At 56.6% G+C, this 16,719-nt stretch carries 14 protein-coding genes; 9 read left to right on the forward strand and 5 right to left on the reverse strand.

Annotation, left to right across the window (positions count from 1 at the left end; translation table 11 throughout):
- Positions 1 to 169: 169 nt before the first annotated feature.
- The 4 genes from fhuA to fhuB are packed head-to-tail and all read left to right on the forward strand — an operon-like array spanning position 170 to position 6,097.
- Positions 170 to 2,380 (forward strand): ferrichrome porin FhuA, encoded by a 2,211-nt coding sequence (gene fhuA, locus ACJTMZ_RS12935; protein WP_015572711.1) that lies wholly within the window; start codon positions 170 to 172, stop codon positions 2,378 to 2,380.
- A 50-nt stretch (positions 2,381 to 2,430) separates the two neighbouring features.
- Positions 2,431 to 3,228 carry a Fe3+-hydroxamate ABC transporter ATP-binding protein FhuC gene (gene fhuC / locus ACJTMZ_RS12940; protein WP_003856242.1) on the forward strand — a complete coding sequence of 266 codons (798 nt, stop codon included), beginning with the start codon at positions 2,431 to 2,433 and terminating at the stop codon, positions 3,226 to 3,228.
- Positions 3,228 to 4,118, forward strand: a complete 891-nt coding sequence (gene fhuD, locus ACJTMZ_RS12945) for a Fe(3+)-hydroxamate ABC transporter substrate-binding protein FhuD (protein WP_045344477.1) — start codon at positions 3,228 to 3,230, stop codon at positions 4,116 to 4,118. Before fhuC ends, fhuD begins: the two co-directional genes overlap by 1 nt.
- The gene (gene fhuB, locus ACJTMZ_RS12950) at positions 4,115 to 6,097 is read left to right on the forward strand and encodes a Fe(3+)-hydroxamate ABC transporter permease FhuB (RefSeq protein WP_032647300.1); all 1,983 of its coding nucleotides are present in this window, start codon (positions 4,115 to 4,117) and stop codon (positions 6,095 to 6,097) included. Before fhuD ends, fhuB begins: the two co-directional genes overlap by 4 nt.
- Positions 6,098 to 6,208: 111 nt before the next feature.
- Here the strand turns inward: fhuB and hemL are convergent, their stop codons facing one another.
- Positions 6,209 to 7,489 carry a glutamate-1-semialdehyde 2,1-aminomutase gene (gene hemL / locus ACJTMZ_RS12955; protein ID WP_015572714.1) on the reverse strand — a complete coding sequence of 427 codons (1,281 nt, stop codon included), beginning with the start codon at positions 7,487 to 7,489 and terminating at the stop codon, positions 6,209 to 6,211.
- A gap of 177 nt (positions 7,490 to 7,666) precedes the next feature.
- Between hemL and clcA the strand changes: the two genes are divergently transcribed.
- Positions 7,667 to 9,067 (forward strand): H(+)/Cl(-) exchange transporter ClcA, encoded by a 1,401-nt coding sequence (clcA, locus tag ACJTMZ_RS12960; RefSeq protein ID WP_017383743.1) that lies wholly within the window; start codon positions 7,667 to 7,669, stop codon positions 9,065 to 9,067.
- An 85-nt stretch (positions 9,068 to 9,152) separates the two neighbouring features.
- On the forward strand, positions 9,153 to 9,497 hold the full coding sequence (gene erpA, locus ACJTMZ_RS12965) for an iron-sulfur cluster insertion protein ErpA (protein ID WP_003856230.1): 345 nt from the start codon (positions 9,153 to 9,155) through the stop codon (positions 9,495 to 9,497).
- 58 nt (positions 9,498 to 9,555) lie between these two features.
- Here erpA and ACJTMZ_RS12970 read toward each other — a convergent pair whose 3' ends face one another.
- From ACJTMZ_RS12970 to mtnN, 3 genes are read right to left on the reverse strand one after another with little or no spacing between them, the layout of a single operon-like run.
- Positions 9,556 to 10,179, reverse strand: a complete 624-nt coding sequence (locus ACJTMZ_RS12970) for a TRIC cation channel family protein (protein WP_003856227.1) — start codon at positions 10,177 to 10,179, stop codon at positions 9,556 to 9,558.
- A 23-nt stretch (positions 10,180 to 10,202) separates the two neighbouring features.
- On the reverse strand, positions 10,203 to 11,012 hold the full coding sequence (gene btuF, locus ACJTMZ_RS12975; protein ID WP_017383741.1) for a vitamin B12 ABC transporter substrate-binding protein BtuF: 810 nt from the start codon (positions 11,010 to 11,012) through the stop codon (positions 10,203 to 10,205).
- Positions 11,005 to 11,703 carry a 5'-methylthioadenosine/S-adenosylhomocysteine nucleosidase gene (gene mtnN, locus ACJTMZ_RS12980; RefSeq protein ID WP_003856223.1) on the reverse strand — a complete coding sequence of 233 codons (699 nt, stop codon included), beginning with the start codon at positions 11,701 to 11,703 and terminating at the stop codon, positions 11,005 to 11,007. Before mtnN ends, btuF begins: the two co-directional genes overlap by 8 nt.
- Positions 11,704 to 11,785: 82 nt before the next feature.
- On the opposite strand from mtnN, the gene dgt reads away from it, so the two are divergent.
- The 3 genes from dgt to ACJTMZ_RS12995 all read left to right on the forward strand — a co-directional run bounded on the left by dgt (position 11,786) and on the right by ACJTMZ_RS12995 (position 16,170).
- Positions 11,786 to 13,300 (forward strand): dGTPase, encoded by a 1,515-nt coding sequence (gene dgt / locus ACJTMZ_RS12985; RefSeq protein WP_039271665.1) that lies wholly within the window; start codon positions 11,786 to 11,788, stop codon positions 13,298 to 13,300.
- A 132-nt stretch (positions 13,301 to 13,432) separates the two neighbouring features.
- Positions 13,433 to 14,866: a serine endoprotease DegP gene (degP, locus tag ACJTMZ_RS12990; RefSeq protein ID WP_015572718.1), complete on the forward strand. Its 1,434-nt coding sequence runs from the start codon at positions 13,433 to 13,435 to the stop codon at positions 14,864 to 14,866.
- 146 nt (positions 14,867 to 15,012) lie between these two features.
- Positions 15,013 to 16,170: a CdaR family transcriptional regulator gene (locus ACJTMZ_RS12995; protein ID WP_003856217.1), complete on the forward strand. Its 1,158-nt coding sequence runs from the start codon at positions 15,013 to 15,015 to the stop codon at positions 16,168 to 16,170.
- An 89-nt stretch (positions 16,171 to 16,259) separates the two neighbouring features.
- Here the strand turns inward: ACJTMZ_RS12995 and ACJTMZ_RS13000 are convergent, their stop codons facing one another.
- Positions 16,260 to 16,649: a DUF3461 family protein gene (locus ACJTMZ_RS13000; protein WP_015572719.1), complete on the reverse strand. Its 390-nt coding sequence runs from the start codon at positions 16,647 to 16,649 to the stop codon at positions 16,260 to 16,262.
- Positions 16,650 to 16,719 lie beyond the last annotated feature (70 nt).

The raw sequence follows: 16,719 nt of genomic DNA on the forward strand, positions 1-16,719 counted from the left end.
TCCGCTAACTTCATTAACCCTCTATTTTCATCTGGTTAATTCTTAAACCCTTAAATCTTGTAGGGCCGCATACTGCTTGCTATGCAGCCAACGTTTCGCATATTATTCTGCGGTCATAATAATAATTCTCGTTTACGTTATCATTCACTTTTTCCATCAGAGATCCATCATGGCGCTTTCCAATACTGCTCAGCCAATTAACACGTCGCTGCGTAAAATCGCGGTCGTCGTAGCCACAGCGGTTGCCGGCATGTCTGCTTATGCTCATGCCGCCGAAACCCCGAAAAAAGAAGAAACCATTACTGTTACTGCCGCACCGGCTGCGCAGGAGAGTGCCTGGGGGCCTGCACCGACGATTGCAGCAAAGCGCACTGCAACGGCGACGAAAACCGATACACCGATCGAGAAAACCCCGCAGTCCATTTCCGTGGTCACACGTGAAGAGATGGACATGAAACAGCCGGGGACGGTTAAACAGGCGCTGGCCTACACGCCGAGCGTTTTCGCAACGCGCGGCGCCTCCACGACCTATGACGTGGTTTCTATTCGTGGTTTTACGACCTCCAGTACAGTGAACACCAACCAGTATCTGGACGGTATGAAGCTGCAAGGGGATAACTACTCTGAAGCGTCGATGGACCCATACTTCCTGGAGCGCGTAGAGCTGCTGCGAGGCCCGACGTCCGTACTGTATGGAAAAAGCCACCCTGGCGGCGTAGTGAGTATGGTCAGCAAGCGTCCAACCACGGAACCGTTAAAAGAAATTCAGTTCAAAATGGGGACGGATAACCTGTGGCAGACTGGGTTTGACTTCAGCGACGCGATTGATGATAACGGCGTGTGGTCCTACCGTCTGACCGGCCTGGGACGCAGTGAAAATGCGCAGCAGGAGATGGTGAAGTCTACTCGTTACGCGATTGCGCCGTCTTTCAGCTGGCGTCCTGATGATAAAACCGATTTCACTTTCCTGAGCAACTTCCAGAGCGATCCGGATGCGGGTTACTACGGCTGGCTGCCGCGTGAAGGTACCGTTGTGCCTTACTATGATGCTAACGGAAAGGCGCACAAACTGCCGACCGATTTCAACGAAGGCGATGAAGACAATAAGATCTCCCGTCGTCAGAAAATGGTGGGTTACAGCTTCGCGCATGAATTCAACGACACCTTCACCGTGCGTCAGAATCTGCGTTATACCAAAATCAATACGCTTTACCGTTCAGTTTACGGTAATGGCTATATCGCTCCGGCCCAGATCAGCCGTGCGTACGTGCGCTCAGATGAAGACCTCAACTCGTTCACGGTTGATACACAGCTCCAGTCGAAATTCGCGACCGGTGCCGTTGACCATACGCTGCTGACGGGGGTGGATTACCTTCGTATGCGCAATGATATTGATGCTGACTACGGTACCGCCGATCCGATCAGCATGAACAATCCGCAGCACGGCAATGCGAACGTCAATGTGAACTTCCCGTATGCCATGCTAAATCGCCAGGAGCAGACCGGGCTCTATGCGCAGGATCAGGCGGAATGGGATAAGTGGGTACTCACCATGGGTGGCCGCTATGACTTTGCAAAAACGTCTGCCTTTAACCGTAATAACGGGACCACCGCGGAAATTAACGATCAGGCATTTACCTGGCGCGGGGGGATTAACTACCTGTTCGACAACGGGATTACCCCATACTTCAGCTACAGTGAATCCTTTGAACCGCTCTCTGGCACCACCCAGGGCGGCAAACCGTTCGATCCGGCGCGCGGCAAGCAGTATGAAGCGGGCGTGAAGTATGTTCCTAAAGATCTGCCTGTTGTGGTGACGGCCGCGGTATATCAGCTGACCAAGAACAACAACCTGACCGCCGATCCGGCGAACCCGACCAGCGGCTTTAGCGTGCAGGGCGGTGAAATTCGCTCCCGTGGCTTTGAGCTGGAAGCGAAAGCGGCGGTGTCGGCTAACGTGAACGTAACGGCGGCCTACAGCTACACAGATGCGGAATATACCCACGATACCTGGTATGAAGGTCGTCGTCCGGCAGAAGTACCGCGCAACATGGCATCCCTGTGGGCGGATTACACCTTCCACGAGACGGCGCTGAGTGGCCTGACCGTCGGTGCGGGCGCGCGTTACATCGGTAACACGGTGACGTACTACTCCTCAGCGTCGCCTAAAGCCTATGAGTCCTTTAACGTCGCGGGTTATGCCCTGGCGGATGCGACCGTGAAATACGATCTGGCGCGCTTTGGTCTGCCGGGATCTTCCGTCGGCGTCAACGTGAACAACATCTTTGACCGTGAATACGTCTCCAGCTGCTACAGCGAGTATGCATGCTACTGGGGAGCAGGACGCCAGGTTGTTGCCACCGCGACCTTCCGCTTCTAACCTCTTTATGGGCACGGTTCGCCGTGCCCTTTTTATTTAAGTTGGCTGACATGCAGGATAATAAAACGCAATCCGACTCCACCTTCACGCTTAACAATCTCTCCTTTCGCGTACCCGGGCGCACCTTGCTGCATCCGCTCTCTTTGACGTTTCCCGCAGGTAAAGTGACCGGTTTAATCGGGCACAATGGTTCCGGTAAATCGACGCTGCTGAAGATGCTGGGTCGTCATCAGCCGCCGTCCGAGGGCGACATATTGCTGGATGACCAGCCGCTGGCGAGCTGGAGCAGTAAGGCCTTTGCCCGCAAGGTGGCCTATCTGCCGCAGCAGTTGCCGCAGGCGGAGGGGATGACGGTGCGCGAGCTGGTGGCGATTGGACGTTATCCGTGGCACGGTGCGCTCGGGCGTTTTGGCGTCGCTGACAGAGAGAAAGTGGAAGAGGCGATCGCGCTGGTTGGGTTAAAACCGCTGGCGCACCGTCTGGTGGATAGCCTGTCCGGTGGCGAGCGTCAGCGCGCATGGATCGCGATGCTGGTGGCGCAGGACAGCCGCTGCCTGCTGCTCGACGAACCCACGTCGGCGCTGGACATTGCGCATCAGGTTGACGTCCTGGCGCTGGTGCATCGCTTAAGTCAGCAGCGCGGCCTGACGGTGATTGCCGTTCTGCATGATATCAACATGGCGGCACGCTATTGCGACTACCTGGTAGCGCTGCGCGGCGGTGAAATGATCGCTCAGGGTACGCCTGCCGAACTGATGCGCAGCGAAACGCTGGAACATATCTACGGTATTCCTATGGGCATCCTGCCTCACCCGGCCGGTGCTGCACCCGTGAGCTTTGTCTACTGATGCTGGATCCAACATTCATTAGCCGCCGTCGCCTGCTGACGGCCATGGCGCTCTCACCGCTGCTGTTAAAGATGGGTCCGGCCCGCGCTGCCTCTATCGATCCGCACCGCATCGTGGCGCTGGAGTGGTTGCCCGTCGAACTGATGATGGCGCTTGGCGTGACGCCTTACGGCGTGGCCGATATTCCCAACTACACCCTGTGGGTGAATGAGCCAAAACTGCCGGACTCCGTCATCGACATTGGCCTGCGTACGGAGCCGAACCTTGAGCTTCTCACCCAGATGAAACCGTCTTATTTATTCTGGTCTGCGGGGTATGGCCCGTCGGAAGAGACCATGGCGAAGATTGCGCCCGGACGGGGCTTTTCCTTTAGCGACGGCAAAAAGCCGCTGACCATGGCAAAAAATTCCATCCACGAGATGGCGCAGTTTCTCAACCGTGAGGCTCAGGCGAAAAAACATCTCGATGAATTTGATGCGCTGATTGATTCCCTCAAGCCGCGCTTTGCCCATCGTGGCGATCGGCCTTTGCTGATGGTAACCCTGCTGGATGCCCGCCATATGCTGGTCTTTGGAAATAACTGTCTGTTCCAGGAAGTGCTCGACAGCTTTGGCATTCGCAATGCCTGGGAAGGCGAGATGACGTTCTGGGGCAGTACCGCCGTGGGTATTGACCGTCTGGCGGCGTTTCGTGATGTGGACGTGCTGTGCTTCGATCACGGGAACGAGCGCGAGATGCAAACCCTGATGGCGACCCCGCTCTGGCAGGCAATGCCGTTCGTCCGCGAGCAGCGCTTCCTGCGCGCGCCAGCGGTATGGTTCTACGGCGCGACGCTGTCGGCAATGCATTTTGCCCGCGTGCTGGACAATGCACTGGGAGGCAAGGCATGAGCACGCGTATGGCCCGTTTCCCGATGTTACTGTTAGCGCTCATTTTTCTGGCTGCCCTGGTGTTAACCGGCTTTAACCTGACCACGGCATTACCGCGCGATCAGTGGGCAGCCGCGTTTGCCGCACCGGATATCGATAATATTCAGCAAATGCTGTTCCACTACAGCCTGCTGCCGCGTCTGGCTATCTCCCTGCTGGTCGGGGCGGGACTGGGACTGGTGGGCGTACTGTTTCAGCAGGTGCTGCGTAACCCGCTGGCAGAGCCGACCACGCTGGGCGTGGCGACGGGGGCTCAGCTGGGGATCACCATCACCACTCTCTGGACCCTGCCGGGAGCGTTAACCTCGCAGTTTGCCGCGCTGGCAGGCGCATGTGTGGTCGGTGCGCTTGTCTTTGGCGTGGCCTGGGGAAAACGTCTCTCGCCGGTCACGCTGATCCTCGCGGGGCTGGTCGTCAGCCTCTACTGTGGGGCGATCAACCAGCTGCTGGTGCTGTTTCACCACGACCAGCTGCAAAGCATGTTTATGTGGAGTACCGGCACGCTCACCCAGACCGACTGGAGTATCGTCCAGCGCCTGTGGCCGCAGCTGTTCGGCGGCGTGGTGCTGACGCTGCTGCTGCTGCGTCCGCTGACGTTGATGGGCCTCGATGACGGCGTGGCGCGCAATCTGGGGCTGGCGCTGTCGCTGGCGCGTCTGGCGGCCCTGACCCTGGCGATTGTGCTGAGTGCGTTACTGGTTAACGCCGTCGGCATCATCGGTTTTATCGGCCTGTTTGCGCCGTTGCTGGCAAAAATGCTCGGCGCACGCCGTCTGCTGGCGCGGCTGATGCTGGCTCCGCTGATTGGCGCGCTGATCCTCTGGCTTTCCGATCAACTCATTCTCTGGCTGGCGCGCGTCTGGATGGAAGTTTCCACGGGCTCGGTGACGGCCCTGATCGGCGCGCCGCTGCTGCTGTGGCTGTTGCCGCGCCTGCGCAGCATTAGCGCCCCGGCAATGGATGCCGGCGATAAAGTACATGCCGAACGTCAGTCGGTGGTGTGGTTCAGCCTTGCCGGACTGGCGGTGCTGGTTATCGCCTCGTTTGCCGCACTCTCGCTGGGACGCGACGCCACAGGCTGGCACTGGGCGACGGGGGATTTGCTGCATGAACTCATGCAGTGGCGCTGGCCGCGGATCTTCTCCGCGCTGATTGCGGGCGTCATGCTGGCGGTGGCGGGCTGTATTATCCAGCGTCTCACCGGCAACCCGATGGCAAGCCCGGAAGTATTAGGGATCAGCTCCGGAGCCGCGTTTGGCGTAGTGTTGATGTTGTTCCTCGTGCCGGGAAATGCGTTCGGCTGGCTGATGCCTGCCGGGAGTATCGGCGCGGCAGTCACGCTGATGATTATCCTGATCGCCTCCGGGCGAGGGGGGTTCTCACCTCACCGCATGCTGCTGGCCGGGATGGCGCTCAGCACCGCGTTTACTATGCTGCTGATGATGTTGCAGGCGAGCGGCGATCCGCGCATGGCGCAGATCCTGACCTGGATTTCCGGTTCAACGTACAACGCCACCGGCAGTCAGGTGGTGCATACCGGGATTGTGATGATCGTGCTGCTGGCGATTGTGCCGCTGTGCCGTCGCTGGATGACCATTCTGCCGCTGGGTGGGGATACCGCCCGCGCGGTCGGGGTGGCGCTGACGCCAACGCGTATCGCCCTGTTGCTGCTGGCCGCGTGCCTGACGGCGACGGCCACCATGACTATCGGCCCGCTCAGTTTTGTCGGATTAATGGCGCCGCACATCGCCCGTATGATGGGCTTCCGCAGGACTTTGCCGCATATCGTGATCTCTGCGCTGACGGGCGGAGCGATCCTGGTCTTTGCTGACTGGTGCGGAAGGATGGTGCTGTTTCCGTATCAGATCCCGGCGGGCCTGCTGTCGACCTTTATCGGCGCGCCGTACTTTATATATCTGTTGAGAAAGCAGAGTCGGTAATAAAAGTAAACGGCAATCCTTAGATTGCCGTTTTCGTGTTTGCTCCCTCTCCCAAGGGAAGATGGAGAACATCGTAGGCCGGGTAAGCGTTAGCGCCACCCGGCAATGCCCTTAGAGCTTCGCAAACACCTTACGCGCTGCGTCGATGGTGTTATTGATATCTTCTTCGCTGTGCGCCACGGACATAAAGCCCGCTTCAAACGCTGACGGGGCCAGATACACGCCTTCTTCCAGCATCAGGTGGAAGAAGCGTTTGAAGCGTTCCACGTCGCATTTCACCACGTCCTGATAGCAGGTCACGGTTTTCGCATCGGTGAAGAAAATCCCGAACATCCCGCCGACGTGGTTTACCACCAGCGGAATACCCGCGTCTTCTGCGGCTTCCAGCAGGCCGTTTGCCAGCTGCGTCGTCCGGTCCGTCAGGGTTTCGTGGATACCCGGCTGCGCCACTTCGGTCAGACAGGCAAAGCCCGCCGCCATCGCAATCGGGTTACCGGAGAGCGTACCCGCCTGGTAAACCGGACCGGTTGGCGCCAGCGCGTCCATCACGTCCTTACGGCCGCCAAACGCGCCGACAGGCATGCCGCCGCCAATGATTTTACCGAGGCAGGTCAGATCCGGCTCAACGCCGTAGTATGACTGCGCTCCCGCCAGCGCGACGCGGAAACCGGTCATCACTTCGTCGATGATCAGCAGCGCGCCGAACTCATCGCACAGTGCGCGCAGGCCCGGCAGGAAATCCGGCTGCGGTGGAATACAGTTCATGTTGCCCGCCACCGGTTCAACGATGATGCAGGCGATCTCCTGCGGATACTGCTCGAACGCGGCGCGAACGGTGTTCAGATCGTTATAGGTGCAGGTCAGCGTGTGTTTCGCGAAATCAGCCGGCACCCCCGGGGAGTTCGGTTGACCGAGCGTCAGCGCGCCGGAACCGGCTTTTACCAGCAGGCAGTCGGCGTGGCCGTGATAACAACCTTCGAACTTGATGATCTTGTCACGACCGGTAAAACCGCGCGCCAGACGGATAGCGCTCATGGTCGCTTCGGTACCGGAGTTCACCATACGCACCATGTCCATCGTTGGCACCAGCTCGGTGACCAGCTCCGCCATTTTGACTTCCATCTCGGTTGGCGCGCCGAAGCTCAGGCCGCGCTGAGCGGCTTCAATCACCGCGTTGCGGATCGCCGGGTGGTTGTGCCCCAGTACCATCGGGCCCCAGGAGCCGACGTAATCGACATAGGCTTTACCATCCACATCATACAGATATGCCCCATCCGCACGTTCGATAAACAGCGGGGTGCCACCCACGCCGGTAAAGGCGCGCACGGGTGAATTCACGCCGCCTGGGATAAGCTCGCGGGCTGCGCTGTAGAGGTTTTCAGACTTGCTCATGGCGTCGTTCCTGGTTCGTAGAAATAAGTTAAGGCAACTATTCTAAGTGATTCGGAAGAGGTTATAAAATTTTTGCCCCTCAGAAGGCTTAACAATTGTTAAGTATTTTTCAGGGGACGAGGGGATTGTCTCTGGTAGAATCCCTGCGGCCTTTTGTATGACGAAACAGAACAGGTAATGAACGAGAACACACCTTCTTTTGAACAACAACAGTTTACGCGCGCGAAGCACCGGGTCAGTATCCGGCGGCTGCTCAACCGTGACAAAACCCCGTTAGCCATTCTGCTGGCAGCCGCCGTGGTCGGTACGCTGGCCGGGCTGGTGGGGGTCGCATTCGAGAAAGCGGTCAACGCGGTGCTCAACTGGCGCATAGGTACCGTCGCCAGCTTTGCCGATCGGGAATGGCTGGTCTGGGTGTGGGCCTTTGGCCTTTCGGCGCTGTTTGCCATGGTGGGGTATTTTCTGGTGCGTAAATTCGCACCTGAAGCAGGTGGCTCGGGGATCCCTGAAATTGAGGGGGCGCTGGAGGAGCTACGCCCGGTTCGCTGGTGGCGGGTGCTTCCTGTGAAATTTATCGGCGGGATGGGAACCCTCGGGGCGGGCATGGTGCTCGGTCGGGAAGGGCCAACGGTACAGCTGGGCGGTAACGTCGGGCGCATGGTCGGCGATCTGTTCCGTATGCGCAGCGCCGAAGCACGGCATACGCTGCTGGCGACGGGGGCCGCAGCGGGGCTGTCTGCGGCGTTTAACGCGCCGCTGGCGGGTATCCTGTTTATCATTGAAGAGATGCGCGCCCAGTTCCGCTACAACCTGATCTCCATTAAAGCGGTGTTTACCGGCGTGATTATGTCGAGCATTGTCTTTCGCGTCTTTAACGGCGAAGGGGCGGTGATTGAAGTTGGCAAGCTGACCAATGCGCCGGTCAATACCCTGTGGCTGTATCTGGTTCTTGGGATGATTTTTGGCGTCGTCGGCCCGCTTTTTAACACCCTGATTTTACGGGCGCAGGATATGTTTCAGCGCATCCATGGCGGAAATACCACGAAATGGGTGCTGGTGGGAGGCCTGCTTGGCGGCGTGTGCGGGATCCTCGGTTTCATCGAACCGAATGCGGCAGGCGGCGGTTTCGGCCTGATTCCCATTGCCGCGGCGGGGAATTTCAGCGTAGGCCTGCTGCTGTTTATGTTTATTTCACGCGTCATCACCACGGTATTGTGCTTCTCCTCTGGCGCCCCGGGCGGCATTTTTGCTCCGATGCTGGCACTGGGGACGCTGCTGGGTACGGCGTTCGGGATGGCGGCGGCGGCAGGTTTCCCGGCCTACCATCTGGATGCGGGGACGTTTGCGGTTGCGGGAATGGGGGCGCTGCTGGCGGCCTCCCTGCGCGCGCCGCTGACCGGGATCGTACTGGTGCTGGAAATGACCGACAATTACCAGCTCATTTTGCCAATGATCATTACCTGTCTCGGCGCGACACTATTAGCCCAATTCCTGGGTGGAAAACCGCTATACTCCACCATTCTTGCCCGTACCCTGGCGAAACAGGAAGCTGAACAGGCCCTGAAGCAGAATACTTGAATGAATTACCAGGGTATTAGATAATGACAAAAAGAATTGGGTGATTTTTGCCCAATAGCAGTCGCAGTATTCATGGGAGCATAAGATGAGTGATGACGTAGCGTTGCCGCTGGAATTTACCGAAGCAGCAGCGAAAAAAGTGAAAACCCTGATTGCCGACGAGGACAATCCGGATCTGAAACTGCGTGTTTATATTACCGGCGGCGGCTGTAGTGGCTTCCAGTATGGTTTTACCTTTGACGATCAGGTTAACGATGGTGATATGACTATCGAGAAACAGGGCGTCGCGCTGGTGGTTGACCCGATGAGCCTGCAATATCTGGTGGGCGGTTCAGTGGACTACACTGAAGGTCTGGAAGGTTCGCGCTTTGTGGTGACTAACCCGAATGCGACCAGCACCTGCGGGTGTGGTTCTTCGTTCAGTATTTAAGCCTGAATGCAGATTGTAGGCCCGGTAAGCGAAGCGCTACCGGGCTTATAAACGACGCCTATCTTGAATTTTCATCCAGCGCAAACGTCGGCAGCTTCAGGTGCCAGCGTATCGCCGCTAAACGGATCACCAGCGTGACCACCATCCCCAGCATCGCCGCATTCTCCAGCGGGACAGCAAAGGTGTAATACGCCGTGGCGTGAACAATCCCCCCGATGATACAGGCCGTCGCGTAGATTTCCGTTCGCAGGATCATCGGGACTTCTCGCGCCAGTATGTCGCGAATAATCCCTCCGCCCACGCCGGTTAACACGCCCATACAGATCGCCACCAGCGGGCCAGTCCCGGCAATAAAGGCTTTATTCACCCCTATCCCCACAAAGACTGCCAGACCGACGGCATCCAGCACCGGTAATATCCATTTTGGCAGTCTGCGAGGCTGACGAACCAGCACGATGGTTAACAGGCAGGTGACCATCGCCACCACCAGATCCGTGGGATCTTTTACCCAAAATACCGGGCCATTTGCCAGCGCCATATCGCGGATCGTTCCGCCTCCCACTGCCGTAACGACGCCGAGTACCAGTACGCCAAAAGGGTCCATGCGCAGTTTTCCGGCAAGCAAAACGCCGGAGATAGCAAAAACGGCTGTGCCAAGAATATCCAGCCAATACACGAGCATCGTTAAATCCTCGAAGGGGGTATTTATCTGTTTGAGTGACTCTCTGCCAGTTCGGCGCAGAGTTGTTTTGCGGCGAGGATAATACGCGGGCTGGCGCGTTCAAACCAGTCGCTGTTGAGTGCGATGACCGGAATTTTAAGCTGCCGATGCCAGAATTGTTCTATTTTAGGAATCTCGCTCGCATTTCCGACCACCACAATGGCCTGCGGTTGTCGCGCAAGAACCTGCTCACGACTGACCTGGGGCCAGGGAACCCGGCTTTCTGCAAAGATATTTTCACCTCCACAGGTTTCAAGCACCTGGTTCTGGATCGAGCCTTTCCCGGTAGTGAACAGCGGCTGACTGCCAAATTGCAGAAAAACGCGTTGTTTCGGTTGCGTGCCGTATCGGGCTTTTAGCGCGGCATAGTCGTTGAGCATCTGCTGTGCAGCCTGCCCGGCGCGTTGGGGGGTAGGGCTGAAAGGCGCGAGGTCACGGAGGGTTTGCGCCACCTGTTCGATGCTCACCGCGTCCACCCATTTCACCGTTATTCCCAGCGAAGAGAGCTGGTTCACCTGCCGTTCGGCATTACCGCCGCGCCAGGCGAGGACCAGATCGGGCTTTAGCGCCACGATGCGTTCCAGGTTCATTCCCTGCCAGGTGGCAACCTGTTCGATATGGGCGGCCTGCGGTGGATAATCGGAAAAGCTGCTCACCGCAACGGGCGTGATCCCGGCGGCAAACGCCAGTTCCGTATTGGCAGGGGAGAGAGTGATCACCCGCGGCGCGGCGATGAGCCAGGCCGGAGCGAGCAGAAGCAGGGCGACCAGCGCCCTGAATGACACCTTACCCACGCGCCAGTTTCTGCACCAGGGTTTCCACCATCACGGTGGACTGTTTGGCCGCAACGGCCAGGAATTCGTCGAAGCTGATGTGGGACTGCTGGTCCGCCACGTCAGAGATCGCGCGAACGACCACGAACGGCACGCTGAAGTTATGGCATACGTGCGCGATGGCTGTGGCTTCCATCTCCACGGCCACAGCCTGCGGGAAGTTATGACGGATTTTCGCCAGACCGACAGAGCCGTTGATAAAGGCATCGCCGCTGACGATCAGGCCACGCACCGCATTGAGGTTCAGCTCGTTAATGCAGCTTTCAGCGGCGGCAATCAGCTTATCATCCGCTTTAAACCCGGCCGGGCAGCCCGGAAGCTGACCATATTCGTAGCCGAATGCGGTGACATCTGCATCGTGATAACGCGCTTCGTCGGAAACCACGATATCGCCCACTTTCAGCGTCGGCGCCAGACCGCCCGCAGAACCCGTATTAATGATAACGTCAGGCTTGCAGCGCTCAAGCAGCAGGGTCGCGCCCAGTGCCGCTGCAACTTTACCGATGCCTGATTTCAGCAGAGCCACGTCAACACCGTTCAACTGGCCGGTGTAGATCTCACAGCCACCGAGGGAGAGGGTCTGACGGTTCTCAATTTTGTCACGCAGCAGCGTAACTTCTTCTTCCATTGCACCAATAATGCCGATTTTCATAGATTTACTCGCGATGTGCCTTGTTAAGATGCATAGTCTATCATGCGGTTAAGGGGAAACGCATTCTCACGCGGGGGAGCACATGGCACCAATCGATTTTCGCACCAAAATTAACTGGCACCGACGTTTCCGTTCGCCACAGGGCGATAAGAGCGAACATGAGATCCTGCGCATTTTCGAAAGCGATCGCGGACGCATCATCAACTCGCCCGCTATCCGTCGGTTACAGCAAAAAACCCAGGTGTTCCCGCTGGAGCGTAACGCCGCGGTGCGTACGCGGTTAACGCACTCCATGGAAGTGCAGCAGGTGGGGCGCTACATTGCGAAAGAGATCCTCAGTCGCCTTAAAGAGCAACGTCTGCTGGAAACCTACGGACTGGATGAACTGACCGGGCCGTTCGAAAGCATCGTTGAGATGGCCTGCCTGATGCACGATATCGGCAATCCTCCCTTTGGTCATTTCGGCGAGGCCGCCATCAATGACTGGTTTAAACAGCGGCTTTTTCCCTCTGACGCCATAAGCCAGCCGCTCAGCGATGACCGCTGTGTGGTACGCGATTTATGCCTGCGTGAAGGCGAAGATAGCCTGAACGATCTGCGCCGTAAGGTGCGCCAGGATCTGTGTCATTTCGAAGGTAACGCGCAGGGGATCCGTCTGGTGCACTCCCTGATGCGGATGAATCTGACCTGGGCCCAGGTGGGCTGTATTCTTAAATACACGCGTCCCGCATGGTGGACCGGAGAAACGCCCGCCACGCATAGCTACCTGATGAAAAAACCGGGCTATTACTTATCGGAAGAAGCATACATCGCGCGGTTGCGTAAAGAACTGTCTCTGACCCCTAATGGCCGTTTTCCATTGACATGGATTATGGAAGCGGCTGATGACATTTCTTATTGCGTGGCCGATCTGGAAGACGCGGTGGAAAAAAGAATATTCAGCGTCGAGGAGCTGTATCAGCATCTTCATGATGCCTGGGGAGAGCATGAAAAAGGTTCTCTGTTTGCGCAGGTCGTCGAGAATGCCTGGGATAAATCGCGTTCAAATTCGCTGAGCCGCAGTACCGAAGATCAGTTCTTTATGTATTTGCGGGTGAACACGCTGAATAAACTGGTGCCGTATGCGGCCGCCCGTTTCATTGATAATTTGCCGATGATATTTAGCGGGGAATTTAATCACGCCCTGCTGGAAGATGAGAGCAGTTTTAGTCAGCTTCTTGAATTATATAAAAACGTGGCTGTTCGCCATGTTTTCAGCCACCCGGATGTCGAGCAGCTGGAGCTGCAAGGATACCGGGTTATCAGCGGGTTGCTGGAGATTTATGGCCCGCTGCTTCAGCTGACGGTCGATGAGTTCAGTGAGCTGGCAGATAATGAACGTGTTCGCCGCCTGCCGATTGAATCTCGTCTCTATCAGAAGCTTTCAACCCGCCACCGGCTGGCATACATTGAAGCCGTCAGTAAAATAGATCGCCATTCTTCCCAATGGCCAGTCATGGAATATTATTATCGCTGTCGTCTTATCCAGGACTATATCAGCGGGATGACAGATTTGTATGCCTGGGATGAATACCGCAAGCTTATGGCCGTTGAATAAGCCATGAGTTTTGTAAAGACGACCAATAAATTTTTACTTTTTCCATAAACTTAATCCCGGAACTAAGCGGTATAAAACGAATCTGAGTTACACAGCAATTTTGCGTTATCTGGTAAATCGAGATTGAGAAACATGAAAAAAACCACATTAGCAATGAGTGCACTGGCTCTGAGTTTAGGTTTAGCGCTGTCCCCTCTGGCGATGGCGGCCGAGACAGCTTCCTCGGCAGCGACTGCGCAGCAGATGCCAAGCCTGGCCCCGATGCTCGAAAAAGTGATGCCATCGGTGGTGAGTATTAACGTTGAGGGCAGCACGACCGTCAATACGCCGCGTATGCCGCGTAATTTCCAGCAGTTCTTCGGCGACAATTCGCCATTCTGCCAGGACGGTTCGCCATTCCAGAGTTCTCCGTTCTGTCAGGGCGGCGGCGCAGGGGATGACGGTCAGGGCGGCGGCCAGCAGCAGAAATTCATGGCACTTGGCTCGGGCGTCATTATTGATGCAGCGAAAGGCTACGTGGTGACCAATAACCACGTGGTAGATAATGCTAACACCATTAAAGTGCAGATGAGCGATGGCCGTAAATTCGATGCCAAAGTGGTCGGTAAAGATCCGCGCTCTGATATCGCGCTGATTCAGATTCAGGATCCGAAGAACCTGACGGCGATTAAGCTTGCCGACTCTGACGCGCTGCGCGTGGGTGACTACACCGTCGCCATCGGTAACCCATTTGGTCTGGGCGAAACCGTGACCTCGGGTATCGTCTCTGCGCTGGGACGTAGCGGCCTGAATGCGGAAAACTATGAAAACTTCATTCAGACGGATGCGGCCATTAACCGTGGTAACTCCGGCGGTGCGCTGGTTAACCTGAACGGTGAGCTGATCGGTATCAACACCGCTATCCTGGCACCGGACGGTGGCAACATCGGTATCGGCTTTGCTATCCCGAGCAATATGGTGAAAAACCTGACTGCGCAGATGGTGCAATATGGACAGGTGAAACGCGGTGAGCTGGGGATCATGGGTACCGAACTGAACTCCGAGCTGGCGAAAGCGATGAAAGTGGACGCTCAGCGCGGCGCATTCGTAAGCCAGGTCATGCCGAACTCTTCGGCGGCGAAAGCCGGCATTAAAGCGGGTGACGTCATCACCTCTTTGAACGGTAAGCCGATCAGCAGCTTTGCCGCCCTGCGTGCGGAAGTGGGTTCTATGCCAATCGGCAGTAAAGTGACCCTCGGCCTGCTGCGTGAAGGTAAGCCGGTTAACGTGAGCCTGGAACTGCAACAAAGCAGTCAGAATCAGGTCGATTCCAGTACCATCTTCAGCGGTATTGAAGGTGCCGAGATGAGCAACAAAGGGGCAGATAAAGGCGTGGTGGTGAACAACGTGAAAGCGAACTCACCTGCTGCCCGTATCGGCCTGAAAAAAGGTGATGTGATCATGGGCGCTAACCAGCAGCCGGTGAAAAACATCGCTGAACTGCGCAAAATTCTCGACAGCAAGCCTTCTGTGCTGGCACTGAATATTCAGCGTGGTGATACCTCTATTTATCTCCTGATGCAGTAATCTTCTTAAGCCCCTGTTCGCAGGGGCTTTCTCTTTTCTGTGACCTTTCCCACAACTCCATACATCTCTCTCTGCCTTTGGGCATCTGCACAATGCAGCCTTAGCTGAACTTCCCTATGCTTGAGCTCTGCTCACGGGAGGGTTATATGGCTGGCTGGCATCTTGATACCAAAATGGCGCAGGATATCGTGGCGCGAACCATGCGCATCATTGATACCAATATCAACGTAATGGATGCCCGCGGGCGCATTATCGGCAGCGGCGATCGTGAGCGTATTGGGGAATTGCACGAAGGGGCGTTGCTGGTGCTCTCTCAGGGGCGCGTGGTCGACATCGATGACGCCGTGGCGAAACATCTGCACGGGGTCCGTCAGGGGATCAACCTGCCGCTGCGTCTGGAAGGAGAGATTGTTGGCGTTATCGGTCTGACAGGCGATCCTGAATCGCTGCGTAAATACGGTGAGCTGGTCTGCATGACGGCGGAGATGATGCTGGAGCAGTCGCGTCTGATGCATCTGCTCGCCCAGGACAGCCGCCTGCGTGAAGAGCTGGTGATGAATTTGATTCAGGCGGAGGAGCACACGCCTGCCCTGAGCGAATGGGCGCAGCGTCTGGGTATCGACCTGAATCAGCCGCGCGTAGTCGCCGTTATTGAGGTGGATAGCGGCCAGCTTGGTGTGGACAGCGCCATGGTGGAGCTACAGCAGCTGCAAAACATGCTGGCGACGCCGGAGCGTAACAACCTGGTGGCGATTGTCTCTTTGACGGAAATGGTGGTGCTCAAGCCTGCGCTTAATCAGTTTGGTCGCTGGGACGCGGAAGATCATCGTCGCCGCGTTGAGCTGCTCATCGAGCGCATGAAGGAGAACGGACAGCTCCGTTTTCGCGTCGCGCTGGGAAATTACTTTACCGGGCCGGGAAGTATTGCCCGTTCATGGCGAACGGCGCGCACCACCATGATGGTAGGGAAACAGCGCATGCCGGAGAGCCGCAGTTATTTCTATCAGGATCTGATGCTGCCGGTCCTGCTCGACAGCCTGCGCGGTGGCTGGCAGGCCAACGAGCTGGCGCGTCCGCTTGTGCGTCTGAAAGCGATGGACAACAACGGGCTGCTGCGCCGCACGTTGCAGGCATGGTTCCGGCATAACGTGCAGCCGCTGGCAACGTCAAAAGCGCTGTTTATTCACCGTAATACGCTGGAGTATAGGCTAAATCGGATCTCGGAACTGACGGGGCTGGATTTAGGGAATTTTGACGACCGGCTACTGCTGTATGTGGCGTTGCAGCTGGATGAACAGAGATGATGCTGTTTGCCGGGCGGCGGCTTCGCCTTACCCGGCCTACATGTGTTCGTAGGCCCGGTAAGCGAAGCGCCACCGGGCAATAAAACGGCTCATTTGTTACGCGTCAATTTCTCAAGATCCGCTTCAATCTCGCTGATCTTATTGGTGACTACGCTTTCCAGGTGACGCAGGTCGTCAAGGATCTTACGTTTCAGATCGACTTCGCTGCGATCGCGCTGGCAGATTTGATCGAGTTCGTCGATCACGTAGCGCAGGTTAGGGCTGATTTCCTGTACTTCTTTATATCCCTGACCGATACCGTCAGCGACAACGGTCTTACGCTGGCGAGGGTATTTAAACTTCACGCTTTTGGCGAAGAACTCTCCTTTGTCCTTGTGAAAATAGATTTTCAAAATATCGTTATTGGCTTCCTGGCGGAGACTATAACGATCAATTTCATCAGGATTGGTAATGCCCAGACTTTTCAGATTATCGTACATAGCGGTACCCTTGATCTCAACATAACCTATGAATAATTAACGAAAAAATCTATTTTCGCCACCTTCGGAT

Origin of the sequence: Enterobacter sp. DN (assembly GCF_046054285.1) — a bacterium.
Classification (GTDB): domain Bacteria; phylum Pseudomonadota; class Gammaproteobacteria; order Enterobacterales; family Enterobacteriaceae; genus Enterobacter; species Enterobacter hormaechei_C.

Excerpts from the sequence above, each read along its gene's own strand:
- dgt (WP_039271665.1), top strand. The coding sequence starts at position 11,786 with ATGGCACCAATCGATTTTCGCACCAAAATTAACTGGCACCGACGTTTC.
- ACJTMZ_RS13000 (WP_015572719.1), bottom strand. The coding sequence starts at position 16,649 with ATGTACGATAATCTGAAAAGTCTGGGCATTACCAATCCTGATGAAATT.
- ACJTMZ_RS12970 (WP_003856227.1), bottom strand. The coding sequence starts at position 10,179 with ATGCTCGTGTATTGGCTGGATATTCTTGGCACAGCCGTTTTTGCTATC.
- mtnN (WP_003856223.1), bottom strand. The coding sequence starts at position 11,703 with ATGAAAATCGGCATTATTGGTGCAATGGAAGAAGAAGTTACGCTGCTG.
- degP (WP_015572718.1), top strand. The coding sequence starts at position 13,433 with ATGAAAAAAACCACATTAGCAATGAGTGCACTGGCTCTGAGTTTAGGT.
- hemL (WP_015572714.1), bottom strand. The coding sequence starts at position 7,489 with ATGAGCAAGTCTGAAAACCTCTACAGCGCAGCCCGCGAGCTTATCCCA.
- fhuA (WP_015572711.1), top strand. The coding sequence starts at position 170 with ATGGCGCTTTCCAATACTGCTCAGCCAATTAACACGTCGCTGCGTAAA.
- erpA (WP_003856230.1), top strand. The coding sequence starts at position 9,153 with ATGAGTGATGACGTAGCGTTGCCGCTGGAATTTACCGAAGCAGCAGCG.
- fhuB (WP_032647300.1), top strand. The coding sequence starts at position 4,115 with ATGAGCACGCGTATGGCCCGTTTCCCGATGTTACTGTTAGCGCTCATT.
- clcA (WP_017383743.1), top strand. The coding sequence starts at position 7,667 with ATGAACGAGAACACACCTTCTTTTGAACAACAACAGTTTACGCGCGCG.
- fhuC (WP_003856242.1), top strand. The coding sequence starts at position 2,431 with ATGCAGGATAATAAAACGCAATCCGACTCCACCTTCACGCTTAACAAT.
- fhuD (WP_045344477.1), top strand. The coding sequence starts at position 3,228 with ATGCTGGATCCAACATTCATTAGCCGCCGTCGCCTGCTGACGGCCATG.
- ACJTMZ_RS12995 (WP_003856217.1), top strand. The coding sequence starts at position 15,013 with ATGGCTGGCTGGCATCTTGATACCAAAATGGCGCAGGATATCGTGGCG.